Genomic DNA, 17,956 nt, shown 5'->3' on the forward strand with positions numbered 1-17,956 from the left:
GATTGCATCTGACAGCTAACATACAGCCAAATTTTAGGTTTTCTACACGTAAAAAGCCAAAGGAAGGTGGATTTTACACTGCTGAGACGATGATGTTCGCGTAAATTGGATTGGTTTTATGACTGTTTGAGCGAAGTTCTTTCATTTCAGGTGAGTGCCGATTCTTCGAAAACACATAATAAAACATATACTTGAAAGGTGTCGGGAAATAGCTCGTTCGATCATTTTGGTTTTTTTGATTAAAAAAAGCAAAATAAGATTGGCTTTTTGCGCATCAATATGCAATCAAAATAGCCAGTGCGGGATTCGCGCTGAAAAACACTTGGAAAACTGGGGAGGATTACCCGTGTTCATGAAATTTACTCGCATCGGCGCCATTGCTGCTGCGGCAGCCGTTGCCGGCGTGACTGGCGCGTCCGCCGAATTCAAAGCTGAAAGCCCGCAATGCATTGCGCCCTCAAATCCCGGTGGCGGATGGGACTTCATCTGTCGGACAACAGCAAAGTATCTTTTCGATCTCGGGATCATCGAGGATTCGATGCAGGTTACCAATATGAGCGGTGGGGGCGGTGGAGTTGCGTTCGCGCATGTCACGAAAGAGCGCAACGAAGACAACAACCTTATCGTTGCGGCTTCTATGAGTACCAGCGCTCGAATTGCGCAGGGCATTTACGAAGGCGCCCAACAGGATGACGTGCACTTTCTTGCGACTTTCGGAGCTGAATATGGAGCCATCGCTGTTCCCGCAGACTCCAAATACACCTCTCTGTCTCAGATGATGGATGACATTGTCGCTGATCCAAAATCAGTTGGGATCGCGGGTGGTTCGTCTGTGGGCAGTTTTGACCACATCAAGCCCATGTTGGTCGCCCGCGAAGCTGGCCTCGAAGATGTTACCCAGATGAAATATGTATCGTTCGATGGTGGCGGTGAAGCCATGACCGGCCTGCTTTCTGGTTCGGTCGAGGCGCTGTCTGGAGATTTCTCCGAGATGCTGGGCTTCCTAGAGTCGGGTGATATCCGGGTAATCTCGATCCTGGCTCCTGAGCGTCTGAAGAATTATCCGGATATTCCTACTGCAAAGGAGGAAGGCTTCGACGTCGTTGGCGCGAACTGGCGCGGCCTTTACATGCCGGCTGGTGCAACTGACGAAGCTAAAGAGTTCTGGAAGAACGCGATCATTACGCTGACCGAGGATCCTGGGTTCCAGGCAGAGCTCGAAGCAGCTGCTATTGAGCCGTTCAACAACTTTGGCGACGACATGTACACCTTTGTTGAGGGCAGTATTGCGGACGTGACCAAGCTCTCGAAAGAGATCGGTATCATCCAATAAATGTCATGCTTGCCCAACCGGTCGCATCTGGTTGGGCACCTAAAATAAATTCCGGAAATCTGGGAGGAAACTATGAGTGACCGCATCTTCGGCGGTTTCGGGCTGGCCCTTGCGATATTCTATATTTGGGCCGCATCGATCATCAAAGACAGTTTCATGGTCGATGTCGTGGGTCCGCGCGCCTTTCCTTACATCGTGGGCACCGTGTTAGGCCTTACGTCGCTCTACTTCATAATCCGCCCGGATGAAGAGCCTAAGTGGCCAGGGTTGCGCGACTTTGCCGAGATATTGTTCGCCACTGCTGTGATGTTTCTATACGCATGGTCTCTTTCCGAGATTGGGTTTGTTATCGCGACAACCTTTGCAACTGCCTACCTAACCTGGCGACTGGGAACCACTCCGCTTTGGTCGCTCGTCGTAGGCCTGCTGACAGCCATCGGTATCTACGTCGTTTTTCACCTAATCCTAGGCCTTGCTTTGGCCGAAGGACCATTGGGGTTCTGAGGGGTCGCCATGGAAACGCTTGCACTTCTTGTTGATGGATTCTCGGTTGCGTTGTCACCGCAAAATCTGTTCCTTGCTGTCGTTGGATGCTTCCTCGGCACTTTGATGGGAGCATTGCCTGGCTTGGGCCCGGCAAATGGGGTCGCGATCCTCATTCCGATTGCCTTCTCGCTCGGTCTTGGGCCCATCCCATCTCTCATCCTGCTTACAAGTGTCTACTACGGCGCCATGTACGGAGGTCGAATTAGTTCGATCTTGCTAAACATCCCGGGCGATGAACCCGCGATGATGACGTGCCTCGATGGATATCCGATGGCAAAGAACGGTCAGGCCGGCGAAGCCTTGTCTTTGGGTGGCATCGCATCTTTCTTTGGGGCGTTTGTCGCAACAATTGGCCTGGTGATTTTGGCGCCACAGTTGGTCAAAATCGCGCTGCTTTTCGGACCAGCTGAGTACTTTGTCCTCTTTACAGTCGCATTTGCGACACTGGGTGGTGTGTCCTCTACGAACCAAGCCAAATCTGCTTTCGCAGCTGCACTAGGGCTGGGTATCGCGATGATTGGCAGTGATAGCCAAACAGGGTCGCAGCGCTTCACCTTTGGTGAAATCCACCTCTTCGATGGCATCGACTTCTTGATCGCTATCGTTGGCTTGTTCGCCTTGAGTGAAGTGTTGATTTTTCTCGAACATCATCGTGGCGGTGCCGTTGGATCAGCTGGCGCGACGAAAGTTGGGCGCATCTTGCCAGACTTCGGCATGATCAAGCGCTGCTTGCCTTCAATCGCTCGCGGCACTGGTCTTGGTTTCTTCTCAGGCGTCTTGCCAGGTGCCGGAGCATCGCTGGGGTCATTCCTTGCGTACTCACTGGAGAAACAAAGCGTCGACCGGGATGGGAAATCCTTTGGAAAGGGCGATCCGCGCGGTGTTGCAGCTCCGGAGGCAGGCAATAATGCGGCCGCTGGAGGCGCGTTGGTGCCGATGCTTTCGTTGGGCGTACCGGGCTCGGGGACGACCGCCGTTCTGTTGGCTGTTTTGCTGCAACTTAACATTACCCCGGGACCACTGCTCTTTACAAAGAACCCGGACGTGGTTTGGGGGCTGATCGCGGCCTTGTTCATCGGCAACATCATTCTGCTTTTGATGAACGTTCCGTTGGTCGGGTTGTTCACGCGCGTGTTGCTGGTGCCGACGCGCATTCTGATGCCTGTCGTCGCCATGATCTCGTTCGTTGGGATTTACTCGATAACGGGCTCCACCTTCGATGTAATGCTCATGGTTGGTTTCGGTTTTGCAGGCTGGCTTCTACGCAAGCTCGACGTGCCGCTGGTGCCAGTCATCTTGGGCATCCTTCTTGGCAACCAGATGGAAGTGAACCTTCGCCGCGCAATGACGATTTCGGACGGGGATTGGTTGGCGCTAGTGGGAAGTCCCCTCGCAATAATCCTCTGGCTTATCGCAATCGCCGGTTTCGTATTGCCCATGTTTGTTGGCCGTCGGGTTAAGGACCGCATGGATGCGCAGCGCCATGACGAAGAGGCATCGGTGGGGGATTAAACCCACCGGATTTCAAGAATGACTGGCTTCGGCCAACAAGGAGACAAAAGATGCGTATCATGACATTGCCCTGCGATGGCATCGGACCTGAAATCATGGCGGCGACTTTGGAAGTCGTTGAGGCCGCCAACAAGAAGTACGATCTGGGATTGACGTTTGAAGAAGAAGAGTCCGGTTTTACCAGCCTCAGGAACCACGGTATCACTCTGCGTGACGACGTGTTGGAACGTGCACGAACTGAGTTCGATGGGGTCATTTTAGGGACGCAGTCCCATATGGACTACCCGCCGGTCGTTGAAGGAGGTCGTAATGTTTCGGCCGGGTTCCGTATCGGCCTCGATCTTTATGCGAATGTGCGGCCGGCCCGCAGCCGTGACTTTCTACCAAACAAAGCGCCCGGGATGGATCTTGTGATCATGCGCGAGGCGACGGAGGGATTCTATCCTGACCGCAACATGTACAAAGGCGTCGGAGAAATGATGCCCGATCCGGACATGGCTTTGTCGGTTCGCAAAATTACGCGACACGGATCAATGCGGATTTGCAGAGAGGCTTTCAAACTGGCCATGCAACGGAAGAAGAAAGTCGCCGCGATACACAAGGCCAACTCTTTTCTCATGACCGACGGCCTGTTTCTGGAATGCTTTCGCGAGGTGGCGAAGGACTACCCTGAAGTCGAAACCGAAGAGTTGATTGTCGACGCATTTGCAGCCCTGCTGGTTCGAAAACCGCACGAATATGATGTTGTCGTCGCGACTAATTTCTACGGCGATATTCTCTCGGACCTTGCCTCTGAATTGTCGGGGTCCTTGGGGCTCGCTGGATCGATTAATGCAAACGCCGAAACTGGCCTATGCTGCGCGCAAGCACAGCATGGTTCCGCCCCGGACATCCAAGGGCAAAACGTTGCGAACCCGACATCACTTATTCTCTCTGCTGCCATGATGCTCATATGGCTCGGCGAGCAGAGAGGAATTCCGAAGCTTATGGAGGCTGGGCAAACCATCGCAGATGCAGTTGATGCCGTCATCGATGATCCTGCAACGCGCACCCGTGACCTTGGTGGCACCGTAAACACCGACACCTTCGGGACGCTTGTGGCCGAAATGGTCTCCAAGGAAACGATCCCGGCGTGATTGGATCTCCCGGTGGGCAAGCGTGCCCACATCAACTGGTGGCGTCGCTCCTTGCGGCGTCACCCGTCTTGAGCTGGAGCAATTATGAGACGACCAAGATTAGCGTTGATCCATGCAACCCGCGTTGCGATTGATCCAATCGAAGTTGCAGCACGCGAGCACTGGCCGGAAGCAGAAACCATTACGATCCTAGAAGAGGGGTTGTCTTTAGACAGGTCTAAGCAAGTCGAATTGTCCGATGATCTTTTCCGGCGCATCGTAGACCTTTGCCAGTATGCGGAAGGCGCTGACGCAGATGGTGTACTGTTCACGTGCTCAGCATTCGGAGCCGCAATCGAAAGAGCAAATTTCGAGGCGCTCATCCCAGTCATGAAGCCGAATGAAGCGATGTTCGATGCGGCTTTCTCATACGGTGATCGCATCGCAATGATTTATTCTTTTCCTCCAGCTGCGGCAGGTATGGAAGAGGAATTTCTAGATGCTGCTAGGGCGCGCGGCAGCAATGCGGAGATCACGTTATACTATTGCTCTGGCGCGTTGGCTGCAAAGCAAGCGGGTGATGATGAAAAACACAATCGCCTGATTGCGGAAACCGCATCAAGTATCAACGACGCTGACGTTATTCTTCTAGCCCAGTTTTCGATGTCTGACGCCGTTGAGGATGTCCGTAAGACAGTGCAGATTCCAGTGTTGACCAGTCCACAGGCGGCGATTCACGAAATCCGACGGCGCGTCGAAGGCAATCAGTGAGGGTGGTTCAATGCTAATCGGTGTCATTGCAGACGATTTTACCGGTGCGAGTGATATTGCGAACACCTTGGCCAAGGGCGTTGAGCCGGAAGGTGGATTACGAACGGCTCAGTTCCCGGGTATTCCAACAACCCCGGCCAACGAAGAGATCGAAGCGGGTGTGATCTCGCTCAAAAGCCGCACTGCACCTGTCGAAGAAGCTGTTGCGGACAGCTTGCGAGCCCTGCGGTGGCTTAAGGATCAAGGATGCCAGCAGTTCATCTTCAAGTATTGCTCGACCTTTGATTCCACGATGGAGGGAAATATCGGCCCGGTTGCGGAAGCGCTGGCCAATGAACTGGGCGCGCAAAAGGTTGTGTTCTGCCCGGCTTTCCCGACGACAGGGCGCACCGTCTATCACGGCCATCTATTTGTGCTCGGCAAGCTGTTGAACGAGTCCGGGATGGAAAATCACCCCCTTACTCCGATGACGGATGCCAACATCAGGCGTTGGTTGCAGCATCAGACCGAAGAAGCGGTTGGGTCGGTGCCAGTTGACACCGTGAAGCAGGGGCCAGAGGCGATTGCTGATGCGTTGCAGAACGCAAACGAACGCTTTGTAATCGGTGATGCGATCTCGGACGAGGATTTACTGGCTTGGGGCGAGGCTCTGAAGGATGCCCAGCTCATTACTGGGGGATCTGGGATAGCGCTGGGGCTACCCAGAAACTTCGTCAGAAGAGCTTCGTCCAAAAAAGGTGGCAGTGTGTTTACAGGTATCACTGGGCCCGCTGCTATCCTTGCAGGGTCATGTTCAGGTGCAACCCGTGGGCAGATCGATGTTCATGCGGAATCCAATCCAACGTTAGCCATCGATGTTCCGGGTGTCATGTCCGGGGAAGTGACCACGCAAACGCTTCTGGATTTCTTTGAAACGCATCCGGGTCAGGCGCCGCTCGCGTATTCATCAGGAAGCCCGGATGATGTGCGCGCGATCCAAAACAAATTCGGTCAGGTGGCTGTGGCGGAAAAGCTGGACAATCTCTTTGCAGATACAGCACGAGAACTTGTTCAGAAGAGCTACAAGCGATTGGTGGTGGCGGGAGGAGAGACGTCGGGAGCTGTCGCCAAGGCTGTCTCTGAGGAACTGGGGTCTCCAGCCATGTCAATTGGGCCAGAAATTGACCCGGGCGTGCCAGTCCTGAGCGTTGGAAAATCTGAACCCATTGCACTGGCTTTGAAGTCTGGAAACTTTGGCGCTCCGGACTTTTTCGCTAAAGCGCTCAGAATGATGGAGGTCGGTAAATGAGATCTGAAGAATTGGCTTTACGGCAGCAGATGTCGGGACTGTGTGCCTCGCTGTTTGCACGTGGCTTTTCCGTCGGGACAGCGGGCAATGTCTCCGCACGCCTTGATGACGGAATCCTCATGACGCCAACCAATTCCACCTTGGGTGATATCGACCCAGAGCGTATTGCCAAGATTGATTTGGATGGAAACCACGTTTCAGGAGACAAGCCGACCAAGGAAGTTTTTCTGCATCAAGCCTTCTATGAGACGAGGCCACAAGCTGGTGCAGTGGTGCATCTGCATTCGACCTGGGCCACTGCTCTGTCGTGTCTGGAAGACACCGATCCCAATGACTGTATTCCACCGCTTACACCATACGTGGTCATGCGCGTCGGCACGGTCAAACTTGTTCCATACGTTAAGCCGGGTGATCCGAACTCCGGTGATTTGATCCGCGAACTGGGCGGCCAGTATAGTGCGGTGCTGTTGGCTAATCACGGCCCCGTCGTTTCAGGGAAGGATCTGTTCTCAGCGGTCTGTGCAGCAGAAGAGCTGGAAGAAACAGCCAAGTTACTCTTGGCGCTGCGAGGTATGCCAACCCGAATGCTGGATGTAGCTCAAGTTGCAGAACTCAAAGATACTTTCGGAAGGATGTAATCCATCATGAAAACCGCTGACCTTATCGATCACCATGCGTCAGAGCTTACACTTGTCCACCTGCCGTTTCGGCAGTTCGGGATAAAACCATTCTTTGCGGCGCACATACAGACAGTGAAGTGCTTCGAAGATAACACGGAACTTAGGGCGCAACTGGAAACACCCGGTGAGGGGCGCGTCTTGGTTGTCGACGGCGGAGCATCAACGCGAATTGCAATTCTTGGCGATATGTTGGCTGATCTTGCGATCAAAAATGGATGGGCTGGTCTCATCCTGAACGCCGCAATTCGAGACAGTGCCGAAATCAATCAAATGGACACTCTGGTATTCGCCTTAGCGACCAGCCCCGTCAAAAGCGCGAAACGTGGATGGGGCGTAATCGGGGAGCCGGTGACCTTCGGTGGGGTTAAATTCCATCCTGGTGATTGGGTTTACGGCGACGCGGACGGCGTGTTGCATAGCAAGAAGCGATTGGTCTGATTTCGAGTTTTGCCAAGTTCTCACAGCATGGTGCTATCATAGTCACGGCAGCAGTTGCTGGCTGGCTTGTATCGCTTACAGGCATTCCACTGGGGTGGATGATCGGGTCAATGTTGGTGACCATCGCCGGGTCGTTGAAGCAGTTACCTGTCAAACTACCGGGCCCTATGTTGGACCTGGTAAGAGCAACTGTAGGTGTGATGTTAGGAGCATCCTTTACGCACGAGTTGCTTTCCTCTTTTGGTGCCTGGTGGGTGTCGCTGGCCTTCTTACTGTTAGCCCTTGGAACAATGTACGTCCTGGGTTTCTACCTATTACGACGCATTTCGCGCTTTGATGCATTGACAGCTTCTCTGTGCGCAATGCCGGGTGGCATTGCCGAAATGGTGTTGCTGTCCGAGCAAAAGGGTGCGGATCAGGCTCGTGTCGCTATCGTTCATGCGTTGCGCATTGCATTAGCAATTTTGCTGATTCCGCTACTAATCAACCTGATTGCAGACTTCGAAGTCATTCCACCCGAAGCGCAAACACAGCTGGCTTCGATCACGTTCACCGATTGGATTTGGATCATCGGATGTATTGTTGTGGGAATGCTAGCACGGGGTAGGGTGAAGCTGCCGGCACCTATTGTGGTAGTGCCGATGATATTCAGCGCGGCCGTCCACTTGCTGGGATGGACAGAATTCGAGGTTCCGGTTTCTGTGACTGCGTTGGTGCAGATCTTCATAGGCATTAATGTTGGTGCACGGTTTTCCGGAGTGCCCATCAAAGCACTGATCGCAGCTCTTGGTGCAGCGGCCATGGTTGTCGCTCTCCAGATTTCTGTGGCCTTTTCAGGCGCATTGGCTGTTGCGAACGTGTTGGAGACAGACCCGGTCGCACTTGTCTTAGCCTATTCACCTGGAGGCTTGGCGGAGATGTCAATCATCGCGGTGAGCGTTGGTCGAGATGTTGCGTTCGTCGGCGTGCATCATATTTTTAGGGTCTTGGCGGCGCTTGTTTTGGCGCCTGTCCTCGTAGCGGCTCTGTCAAAGCGGGATATCGAGCATTGAAGAATCCGATGAAGTTCACTCGCTAAGCAATCGATGCCGCCTTTGCCGCAAAAGCTTGTATGTCGCCAAAATACAAGTTGGCTGACTGGAGAAGGCCAACCGAGCCGCGCTACATTGAAAGGGATCTACCACAACCTCGCAATTGAGTTGTGTTGTTCGGTTTTGGGTTGAATTATTCCAGTTGAAATGCACTTTTGATTGAGTTTTGGTGCGTTCAAGTTGATCGAGCTACGCTAGGTCAATCGACAATTGAGCGCGTATGGTGAACCGTGCAAACTTATGGGCAAATCGTGCAAACTTATGCGCAAATGCTGTGCAATATTATGGGCGAAGACACCCAGATTTTCTGAATAAAATCAATGATAGGAATGCAGCGTTATGCGCGTCCCTACAGCGGTTGTAGGTTTGCGCATAACACTTCGCACACCCCATAAATTTGCGCAGTTCGCCCACAGTTTTGCGCTGCGCGATTGTCGGCATTGGCGACGAATTCAATCAGTTTTGGCCTAGTCGTTGTGGTTTCGACCCTTTGCATTTCTCAATCCCGCAAAGGGCCACTCTAAGGAAACTTGGATTCTCGCGAAGGTCTGCGATGCGCAGAAAGCTGACATTGCAAAGTTGCCGTTCAAAGTTTCGCTTGCCCGACCTGACCGTCCCAGATGGTCGGAGGCTCTTCTTGGAAGTGCGGCACTTTAGATTGTTGGCCTAATTGAGGCAAATTTAGGTACAGAGCATTTTTGGGCTACGTCAGCCAACGTAAACGCCAGGGAATATGGGCAATACGAAATCCAATTATCCAGATGACAATTGACGAACTATTGGTCGACTAATCTCATTGTCCGAGTAAAACCTACCATGCGAGCTTCAGCGCTGCTTTCGTTTGACCGAAATAATGCATCCAGAATGTTTTGGATGCCTTGCAGGCACATCCCTTGCCATAGCGTCCACGTTTCCGAGGTGCCGCAACGCTCCGTTGTTCAGCAATACGCCTCGCCCAGCATCATACCGGCGCTGTCCAAATCCGCTGGCAACGCATTCCCAGTCTTCCTTGGCCGCCGCGTTGCGGAATCTCGGTAGGTCGTGCGGGTCATGTCGTCCAGGTGTTGCTGCGACGTGATCATGTTTCTTCGCATTGCTTTGGTGGGTTAAATGGTGGGTCACTTGTGTTGTGCCAGGTTGCTGGATAGTACCGGTTGTCGGCCTCGGCCTAGGGCGCATGATTGTCACGACGCCTTGTGGTTTCGGATGTCCTGGGACTGCCACGTGAGTTGCCGTCGGTTTCGGTGTCAACTGTGGAACCTGACCAGGAACCGCCGTGGGAACCTGATTGGGGGTTGCGGTTGGGACAAGCGGTGGTGTCGCTGTAGTGCCGCTGGGTTGCGGAACACGGCCGGGCACTGCGACCGGAATCTGGTTTGGTGTTGCAGTCGGGACGAGCAGTGGCACAGCAGTTTGACCCGTAGGCTGAGGTGGGACCTGACCAGGAACTGCGACTGGTATTTGGTTTGGCGTTGCGGTTGGCACAAGTGGCGGAACCGCTGTTGGGCCGGTAGGTTGAGGCGGAACCTGGCCAGGGATAGCTATCGGAACTTGATTAGGAGTTGCAGTCGGAACTTGCGGCGGCACCGCGGTAGGACCGGTAGCCAATGGTGGAACCTGATTGGGAACGGCTGTCGGAACTCGGTTTGGTGTCGCGTTTGGTGCCAAAGGCGGAGTTAGCGTCGGCGCTACTATCGGTGTGGGAACCTGACCAGGAACCGCTATTGGTGTCGCAATAGGAACCTGACCGGGAATTGCGTTCGGAACCGCGCCCGGAGCAAGGACTGGAACAGTAACGGACGTGGGTGTTTGCTGCGTTCCCTTAGGCGGCAACTGATTTGCCACCGGCTGAGTTGGGCCAGTAACTTGATTACCTGCCCCTTGCCCACCAGCCTGCCCGCATCCTTGGCTCGACTGGTGCGGGTTCCCTACGCCTCGGCACCACCCGTAGTGATTTCCGCGGGCAACGACCTGAGTAGCGGCCAGTTCTGCAATCAAACAAGCTGCAGTAAGTAAAACAATGCGGTTCCGTTTCATAACATCCTCACCAACTTGTTGTCAGAGCAAGATACGCGCCAGGATCGCCAGATTCGGTTAAAGGGCCGTCTCTCAAAGGGACACCGACGTATCCGGACAGAAATAGGTTTCGCTTGAACTCGATGTCCAAACCCAGACCTGTGGATGCCAGTGTAGCATTATCAACTTCAAAACTCGCAGGGTCATTGTTCGAGATGTAACCCACGTCGAAAAAGGCAAAGGGCGTTAGCCGATGAATGCTCTGAGAGCTGGGGAAGTAGGAGTGAGATACTTCGAATATCGCAGAAATCCCGGAATCACCGTCTACTTCGTCAAACCGATATCCGCGCAAAGCGTAACGATCACCAAGGAAGTACTCTTCAACAGAGGGCAGCCGGTCTGTTGTGTACTGCCCCCAGATCTCGGTGCGCCAAGCTGTGTTGGGCGACAAGCCCGTAAGTGGGCTTTCGTATCCGACGCCGCCTCGTAGATGCCAGAAAGAAGAGTCCCCGTCGTCAAAACTCGCGTCTGTCGTGTCGTTGTCATTGTCACCAAAAGATAAGGTTAGCCCCGCTTCCAGAGCTTGTCCCTTTGGATAGTTTTGCCCGTACAGATAGGTAAGGCCAACAACACTTGCGTCACTGGACAATGGAACGCCACCGCTAACAGAATCCGATTCTGAAAGGCGATAATCCAAAAGCAGGTATCCATAACGAGCAACATCGCGGATCACAGGATAACCCATCGCAACGGTGAAGTTCTCGCCGTCAATATCTGTTCTGGCAAAGTCCCCTGAAATGTCGCGTTTTGCGTTGACGTTCCCATAAAAAATCTCACCGTATAGACCATTGCTGTTCAGCGGCGTGCGATAGGTAAGAGCGCCCCACAATGAGTGTTCATCGTCTTTGTCCCAATTGTAATTGCCTGATCCCTCAAATCGCAGCAAATCTCCGACGGTCAGCGTCGAATAAAACTCTTGTACGACATAAAAACTAAGCGCTTCTCCAAGCTCACGCGGAGGGTTGTCGAGTGTCGCACTACCGGCTTGTTTTCGCAGTGGCTCTCCCAATACTCTCAGCCGAGCACCAGCCTGATCCGGGTAATCAAGTTCGGTCGACAATTCCAAGTCAGGTATGTCCTCGGCCAGCATCACTGCCCGCTCAAATCGTTTCAGCGTTATGGGATAGGAGGTGGTGAGGGGCTGAAAAATCTTCTCTAGTGTTTGGAACGTACGCGTATCTACACCTTCAATTTCGATGGTTTGAATGCGCCCTTCATTAACAATTATGCTCTGCCCATCAGGACCGGGCCAGGCTTCAGCCAAAAAATAACCGTCTTCTCGGTAGATCTGAGTGATCGTTGATGCGACCTCCACCGCTGTGATGCGCCCTGACCGATTGAAGGCCAATTGACCGGCAAAAGTTAACAGCTCATCCGTATCATACACCGTTACGCCGTTGACTGAGTGCTGTGATGCTATGTCCCAGGTTTGTGCAATGCTGTATTTTGGAACCGAAACAATGGCCACAAAAGTGCAAATGATCGCAATTACAACCGAGTTGGTCACGGGCATTTTCTACAACCTTTGCATGATTGAGAATGTTAGAGCCTAATCCTATTACGAGGTTTGAATGTCTGAGCTTGCCGTTATTCAAATTTGATCACGACTGGTGCTTTCGAGATACACAGCAAACAGACTACAATGCGCCTTCGTCGCCCAGGAACTCGATACCAGCGGTCGCGCCATCACTGTAGGCAATGCAATTCCAAGGAGCACGATCCTCGCCAACACCGACAGTGACTTGTGTTCCAGCCTCGCTGAACGCGGATGAGAGCACAACGACTTGCGAATTGTTCGTCGTCTTGGCTACATCTCGCAAACATGCTTGCTGAGCCGGTGTGAGCTCGGCGGACGCACTGGATGTACTCGCGTCGTCACAGGCCGCAAGCATTGCGAAACAAGTTGCGCCTGAAATCATCACCATCTTGTTGGTCATTTTCTTCTCCCTCTGGGTCCGTTGAAATTAGTGAAATTGGATGCGTTTACTTGAAGCTCTCGCGTCTGCGCAGCCAATAGAACTTACCTCGATCCTTTGATTATCTTTCCCAAAACTTGCCGCGTGGGGCTTGCTCGGCGGAACAACATTTCGTTGACCATCGGGGCCGCCAACAACGTGTGAAGGCCGAATGACGACACTGGCGAAAGCTAGAGCAAACTCTGGAAAGAGGGGGAGTACGTTAAGTTTCAGCATCGCGTCCTCCCAATGCTTGATCTTTGTTTGAGGACCTCCGACCGCCAGCACTCACTCCAGCAGTCGGAAGGGCCCGACAAATCGGGCGACAGCGACATCAACGGAGGTAAAATGAAAGTTGTGTCGAATTCGCATGTTTGAATCTATTTTTTCATAAATCAACATTTTTTCCGCGCGTAAATTTCTCTACGCTCTCGTACGATAGGCCTCTGCATTCAAACAAAAAGGTAAGTGAGAGCATCCATACAGGCGAGTTTGTTCTTCTAGGTGGCGAAACGTTTTGAGGCCGCACAGAGATTAAGAAAGGAATGAAAATGGGATTTAGTGAGGCCGTTAAAACGTGTTTTTCAAAATACTTCCAGTTCTCCGGCCGGGCTATACGTTCAGAATACTGGTGGTTCTTCTTGTTTGTGGTTCTCGTGAGTGCTGCTTTGGCTGTGCTCGATACGATCCTATTCGGGACTAACCCCGAGACAGGGCAAGGATCTCGGGTTCTGTCCTCTGTTTTTCAACTGGCTGTTCTCATACCTATGCTGGCCGCCGGTTGGCGAAGGCTGCATGATACAGGACGACCTGGCTGGTATTTGCTGCTGCCGATGGCGCTCAGCTTTACAACGCTTTTTGTTATGCTGGGTGGCGTGGCGTTCTTTTCGGTATTGGAGCAAGGAACCGAAAACCCCGATGCATTACGAGGACCCGCGGCAGTACTGGGCGTGACCGGTATTGTTGTTGTCTCAATTCTTCAATTGGTTCTGTCCATTCTGATGATCTGGTGGTTGACGCGCCCTTCGGAAGAAGGCGCAAACGAATACGGCGAACCTGTTTCCTGACCTGGTTGCCGGGGCAATTGGCCGGAATCTCAGGCTGAATGACAGTGCGAACCGTAACACCATGGAGAGAGAAAATGAGTTTCAAAACGATTTCCACTGGGACGCTAATGATGGTTATGGCGACCACTGCATCAGCGGAGTGGTCGTTCAACTCTGGGCCTATTCCCAATGCATTTATTCAAACCGGAAACATGACGCTGGAACTTCAGTGTAACCGTATTCGCTTTGCTCCGGCTGGATATGAGGACAGCCAGGACATTACGGACAAGCAGGGGCTTTCCATTCGTTTCTTGAAGAACGGAGCCACGGAAGTTGGAGCATTTCAGATTGGCGCAGAAAACGCTGCCGTACAGATCGTTGATAACTATCCCGTCGAAGTCAGTTTCAATAGTCAAGAGGACTATGGTTTTGTACTGGGCCAGCTTGCGGCCAATGCATCTGTTAACCTGTCGATGATTGATCAAGATGTCAGCTACGGAATCTTTGACTTGAAAGGTTCCAGCGCGGCAATTCGGTCCCTTCGTTCCGCCTGCGATTCAGATCCTAGCCAGCGGTCCTCCTACGAACCCCCCGAAGGCATCGTATATTGTGGTGGCGGAGCGATAAAGCGCGTGATCGAACCCGTAATTTTGGACAACTCGGGGGAAGAGTGGGACGCGCGAGTAACAGTCAACGGCGAGTCGATCAGAGCCATGACTGCATACAGTTACTTCGGAAATTCTGAGCCGCCAGCCGGATTTGTCGTGGCCCTGCTTGGGGAGGACAGGTCCGAGTTTCTGATTTTTAACGAAGGCTCGGCAAACTGGCTGGAATATGGGGACTACCGATATGATCAGTGCAATTGATACCTTGTGCCAACCAGCTTTCCAAATAGCGCGTCAGATGAAGTGTTTGGTCGCCGGGATTGTGCTTGCTTCGGGCCTTGTTTGGACCTCACCAGATGTCGCGGCTGATGTATCGCGCCTTCCGCCCGGTTTGCAGGCGAAGGTTGATCTGGCGGCACGAGCCTGTGCGGAATTCAACGACGCTCAATTTGACTTAGATTGGGGTGCGGTTGAAAAGGTCGATCTCGACGGAGACCCACAACGCGATTGGGTTCTGAATGAGTCCGGTCTTGCGTGTTCAAGCGCCGCCTCTCTTTTTTGCGAAACGGGGGGTGCATGTCGCACTTCCTGGTAGAAGAGGAGGCTCATTCCTTGCTCAATCAAGGCTGGACTGTTGCTGATTTTGGGCGTCAACGCGTTGTCCTCGCAAACGTCCATGGATCCAATTGCGACGGAATAAATCCCACGTCATGCGTCAGCGCCAGTGCTTGGGATGGCCAAGCAAACACTTGGCGCTCGTCTGCTAGTTATTGGGAGTAAGTTGCATTTGGGCATCGCAGATAAACCTGAGAGCCTGTTTGTTCAACGAGTTCTATGTAGCATGCAAACTTATGGGCAAATCGTGCAGACTTATGCGCAAATACCGCGCAGAGTTATGGGCGAACTTCCAAGATTTTTTTAATGAAATCAATGTCGGTATTGCAGCGTTATGAGCGCACCTACAGCGGTTTGTAGGGGCGCGAATAGCTTTGCATTTCGTCTAAAGAATTGCGTATTTGGACCAAAGCCTTGGGTGCAACAGCCGCCCATTGAATTTGGCATCCAAAGATAATTCTGCACAGTGCAAATTTTAGTTGGATTCATGCCATGATCATGGCTCACGTGAAGCTTGAAGTCTGCCGCTTCCAGCTCAATGCAGCCTTTCGCGGTGCGACCCGCAACAGTATTCCGCAGTAGAGAAGATCAGGATCGTGCTGGACGGCCTAAAAGGCGAGGACAGCAATGCAGAGCTGAGCCGTCGTGAGGGCATCGCGCAGAGCGTTCCCTACTTGGCAAGTATAATTGACTGGATATGAATGATAACGATACGGAAAATCCATTTGTGTGTATTTTAGAAAGTGTGAAAGTTCATTTCGCATTGTGATGCTTAGTTAGGCTTATGAATTTGTCATCTACCTCTCTTTGGGTTGGCAGAATCCAGGTTTCAGCAGATACCGCGCCCGAAAAAGCGAGCCGCGTAAGCAAGCCCAATGTCTATTGGCCTTATCTGCCGCGCAGAGTTGGTCCTTCGTATTTGCTGGTAGTCAGGTAACGTTAGTTTGGGAGTAAGATATGGAATTACCAACACTAACGTACGAAATGATAGCCGTGCTGAGTCTATTGTCTTTTACGGTCTTACTTTTTGTTACCGAAATCATACGGATTGATGTCGCAGCAATTCTCGTAATGGTGCTGCTTGGTGCACTGAGCTATCTCCCTGGGCTGGGTAATCTAGCCGATGTATCTAAGCTCTTTGAAGGTTTCTCCTCCAACGCTGTGATGTCCATCATCGCAGTTATGGTAATTGGGGCGGGGCTTGATAAGACTGGACTTATGTCAAAGGTTGCGGCCTTGATCCTCAAGAATGGTGGCACGACAGAGGCCCGGATAATCCCCATAATATCAACAACGGTTGGTGTCATCAGTTCCTTCATGCAGAACGTCGGAGCTGCTGCGCTTTTCCTTCCTGTTGTCAGCCGCATCTCAGCACGTACAGAAATCCCGATGAGTAGATTGCTGATGCCTATGGGGTTTTGCGCGATACTCGGTGGTACGATTACATTGGTCGGGTCATCGCCCCTGATCCTGTTGAATGACCTGATTGTTTCAGCAAACTCATCCCTTCCTGCTAACCAGCAAATGAAGACATTTGGGTTATTTTCAGTCACGCCTATCGGTGTGATGTTGGTGCTGACTGGGGTGCTTTACTTTGTGCTCTTTGGTCGTTGGGTTCTCCCTGCGCAGCGGGATCGTGGAGAAGACGCAAGCTCAGCGCGGTCCATGCAGACCTATGTCGAAAACACCTATGGGCTAAGGGCTGATATGTTCGAGATACGTGTCCCGGAAGGCTCGATCATCATTGGGCAAACGCTCGCGGATCTAATGGTAGCCCATAACATGTACATTCTTGGCACGTCCTATCGTGGCCACAAGGTCATCGCGCCGATGGCTGATACCAAGATCGAAGCCCCGGCGCGGCTCGCAGTGCTTGGCCTGCGTCGGGTGGTTGAGCATCAGTTTGCTGAGCCTTACGGATTAGAGATCCTGCCCCAACTAGATGTCTTTGCGGATGATTTCGCCGCGACCCAATCCGGGGTGGCCGAGGTTGTTATTCCGCCCGGTTCTTCAGTGATCGGCCAGACTCCGATTGATTTGCGCCTCCGTCAGACACATGGTTTGTCTCTGCTGGCCATTCAGCGCGGAGAAGAAACACTGAGCCACGTTGAAACCGAGGATCATTCAGCCACGCATATCGGGCAAGTCCCTTTGCAGGCCGGTGATACGTGTGTGGTTCACGTGCAGTGGGACCGTCTGACACGACTGAAGTCGGACAGGGATTTCGTCGTTGTCACCTCGGACTTTCCCCAGGAAGAGTTGCGGCCCCACAAGGTCGGATGGGCGCTCGCCTTCTTCCTAATAGCGTTGAGCCTAATTCTGTTTTCAGATCTGCGCTTGTCGTTGTGCCTATTAATTGGCGCTGTTGGCATGGTGTTGAGCAGGGTGCTCTCGATTGACGAAGCTTACGAGTCGATTAGTTGGAGTACAGTTTTTCTACTCGCTTCACTGATCCCGTTGGGCCAGGCAGTCCAGAACACCGGCACTGCGGATTGGATTGCCGCGCATGTGTTGGCCCTCCTGAAGGGTTGGCCGATCTGGTCGTTGCAAGCAGGAATAGCCGTTTTGGCAACGGCATTCACCCTGGTCATGTCCAACGTAGGTGCGACCGTCCTGCTGGTGCCGTTAGCGGTTTCTATTGCGGTATCGGCGGGTGGTAACCCGGCTGTATTTGCCCTCACAGTAGCAATTTCAACGTCCAACTCATTTTTGATCCCAACACACCAGGTGAACGCGTTGATCATGGGCCCGGCAGGCTACCGGGTGGTGGATTTCGTTCGCTCCGGTGGAATTATGACTCTCCTTTTCTTGGTTGTCTCAATGACCGGGCTTGCGATTTTCTTCTGAGCCGCCTCTCGGCGATCCGTACAGAAGAACTCGCAATA

Annotated in this window: 14 protein-coding genes; 12 read left to right on the forward strand and 2 right to left on the reverse strand. The window is 52.6% G+C overall.

Features of this window, described 5'->3' with window-relative positions:
* Window positions 1–154: 154 nt before the first annotated feature.
* The 9 genes from ACR0A1_RS14640 to ACR0A1_RS14680 all read left to right on the forward strand — a co-directional run bounded on the left by ACR0A1_RS14640 (window position 155) and on the right by ACR0A1_RS14680 (window position 8,735).
* Window positions 155–1,333: a Bug family tripartite tricarboxylate transporter substrate binding protein gene (locus ACR0A1_RS14640; protein WP_480868119.1), complete on the forward strand. Its 1,179-nt coding sequence runs from the start codon at window positions 155–157 to the stop codon at window positions 1,331–1,333.
* Between the two features lie 72 nt (window positions 1,334–1,405).
* Entirely contained in the window at window positions 1,406–1,837 is a 432-nt protein-coding gene (locus ACR0A1_RS14645; protein WP_039522583.1) for a tripartite tricarboxylate transporter TctB family protein, read from the forward strand.
* Window positions 1,838–1,846: 9 nt separating this feature from the next.
* Entirely contained in the window at window positions 1,847–3,391 is a 1,545-nt protein-coding gene (locus tag ACR0A1_RS14650; protein ID WP_039522586.1) for a tripartite tricarboxylate transporter permease, read from the forward strand.
* Between the two features lie 50 nt (window positions 3,392–3,441).
* Entirely contained in the window at window positions 3,442–4,527 is a 1,086-nt protein-coding gene (locus ACR0A1_RS14655) for an isocitrate/isopropylmalate dehydrogenase family protein (protein WP_480868121.1), read from the forward strand.
* 105 nt (window positions 4,528–4,632) lie between these two features.
* Complete coding sequence (locus ACR0A1_RS14660) at window positions 4,633–5,277, forward strand: aspartate/glutamate racemase family protein (protein ID WP_480868123.1); 645 nt, start codon at window positions 4,633–4,635, stop codon at window positions 5,275–5,277.
* A gap of 10 nt (window positions 5,278–5,287) precedes the next feature.
* Entirely contained in the window at window positions 5,288–6,565 is a 1,278-nt protein-coding gene (otnK, locus tag ACR0A1_RS14665; protein ID WP_480868125.1) for a 3-oxo-tetronate kinase, read from the forward strand.
* Window positions 6,562–7,203: a 3-oxo-tetronate 4-phosphate decarboxylase gene (gene otnC / locus ACR0A1_RS14670; protein ID WP_480868127.1), complete on the forward strand. Its 642-nt coding sequence runs from the start codon at window positions 6,562–6,564 to the stop codon at window positions 7,201–7,203. The genes otnK and otnC overlap by 4 nt, the downstream gene beginning before the upstream one ends.
* Window positions 7,204–7,209: 6 nt before the next feature.
* Window positions 7,210–7,683 carry a ribonuclease E activity regulator RraA gene (rraA, locus tag ACR0A1_RS14675; protein WP_480753930.1) on the forward strand — a complete coding sequence of 158 codons (474 nt, stop codon included), beginning with the start codon at window positions 7,210–7,212 and terminating at the stop codon, window positions 7,681–7,683.
* A gap of 38 nt (window positions 7,684–7,721) precedes the next feature.
* A complete protein-coding gene (locus tag ACR0A1_RS14680; protein WP_480868332.1) occupies window positions 7,722–8,735 on the forward strand; it encodes an AbrB family transcriptional regulator in 1,014 nt (337 codons plus the stop codon).
* Between the two features lie 2,083 nt (window positions 8,736–10,818).
* Here ACR0A1_RS14680 and ACR0A1_RS14685 read toward each other — a convergent pair.
* Complete coding sequence (locus tag ACR0A1_RS14685; RefSeq protein ID WP_480868129.1) at window positions 10,819–12,363, reverse strand: ShlB/FhaC/HecB family hemolysin secretion/activation protein; 1,545 nt, start codon at window positions 12,361–12,363, stop codon at window positions 10,819–10,821.
* A 124-nt stretch (window positions 12,364–12,487) separates the two neighbouring features.
* Complete coding sequence (locus ACR0A1_RS14690) at window positions 12,488–12,787, reverse strand: hypothetical protein (RefSeq protein ID WP_170408154.1); 300 nt, start codon at window positions 12,785–12,787, stop codon at window positions 12,488–12,490.
* A 569-nt stretch (window positions 12,788–13,356) separates the two neighbouring features.
* Between ACR0A1_RS14690 and ACR0A1_RS14695 the strand changes: the two genes are divergently transcribed.
* The 3 genes from ACR0A1_RS14695 (at window position 13,357) to ACR0A1_RS14705 (ending at window position 17,918) form a co-directional block, all read left to right on the forward strand.
* Window positions 13,357–13,872 (forward strand): DUF805 domain-containing protein, encoded by a 516-nt coding sequence (locus tag ACR0A1_RS14695; protein ID WP_170425262.1) that lies wholly within the window; start codon window positions 13,357–13,359, stop codon window positions 13,870–13,872.
* 74 nt (window positions 13,873–13,946) lie between these two features.
* Window positions 13,947–14,717, forward strand: a complete 771-nt coding sequence (locus ACR0A1_RS14700; protein ID WP_480868131.1) for a hypothetical protein — start codon at window positions 13,947–13,949, stop codon at window positions 14,715–14,717.
* A 1,311-nt stretch (window positions 14,718–16,028) separates the two neighbouring features.
* Entirely contained in the window at window positions 16,029–17,918 is a 1,890-nt protein-coding gene (locus ACR0A1_RS14705) for an SLC13 family permease (RefSeq protein ID WP_170567630.1), read from the forward strand.
* Window positions 17,919–17,956: the final 38 nt, after the last annotated feature.

It is taken from the genome of Ruegeria sp. D6, assembly GCF_056534365.1.

Excerpts from the sequence above, each read along its gene's own strand:
- ACR0A1_RS14645 (WP_039522583.1), top strand. The coding sequence starts at position 1,406 with ATGAGTGACCGCATCTTCGGCGGTTTCGGGCTGGCCCTTGCGATATTC.
- ACR0A1_RS14650 (WP_039522586.1), top strand. The coding sequence starts at position 1,847 with ATGGAAACGCTTGCACTTCTTGTTGATGGATTCTCGGTTGCGTTGTCA.
- ACR0A1_RS14655 (WP_480868121.1), top strand. The coding sequence starts at position 3,442 with ATGCGTATCATGACATTGCCCTGCGATGGCATCGGACCTGAAATCATG.
- otnK (WP_480868125.1), top strand. The coding sequence starts at position 5,288 with ATGCTAATCGGTGTCATTGCAGACGATTTTACCGGTGCGAGTGATATT.
- otnC (WP_480868127.1), top strand. The coding sequence starts at position 6,562 with ATGAGATCTGAAGAATTGGCTTTACGGCAGCAGATGTCGGGACTGTGT.
- rraA (WP_480753930.1), top strand. The coding sequence starts at position 7,210 with ATGAAAACCGCTGACCTTATCGATCACCATGCGTCAGAGCTTACACTT.
- ACR0A1_RS14685 (WP_480868129.1), bottom strand. The coding sequence starts at position 12,363 with ATGCCCGTGACCAACTCGGTTGTAATTGCGATCATTTGCACTTTTGTG.
- ACR0A1_RS14690 (WP_170408154.1), bottom strand. The coding sequence starts at position 12,787 with ATGACCAACAAGATGGTGATGATTTCAGGCGCAACTTGTTTCGCAATG.
- ACR0A1_RS14695 (WP_170425262.1), top strand. The coding sequence starts at position 13,357 with ATGGGATTTAGTGAGGCCGTTAAAACGTGTTTTTCAAAATACTTCCAG.
- ACR0A1_RS14700 (WP_480868131.1), top strand. The coding sequence starts at position 13,947 with ATGAGTTTCAAAACGATTTCCACTGGGACGCTAATGATGGTTATGGCG.
- ACR0A1_RS14705 (WP_170567630.1), top strand. The coding sequence starts at position 16,029 with ATGGAATTACCAACACTAACGTACGAAATGATAGCCGTGCTGAGTCTA.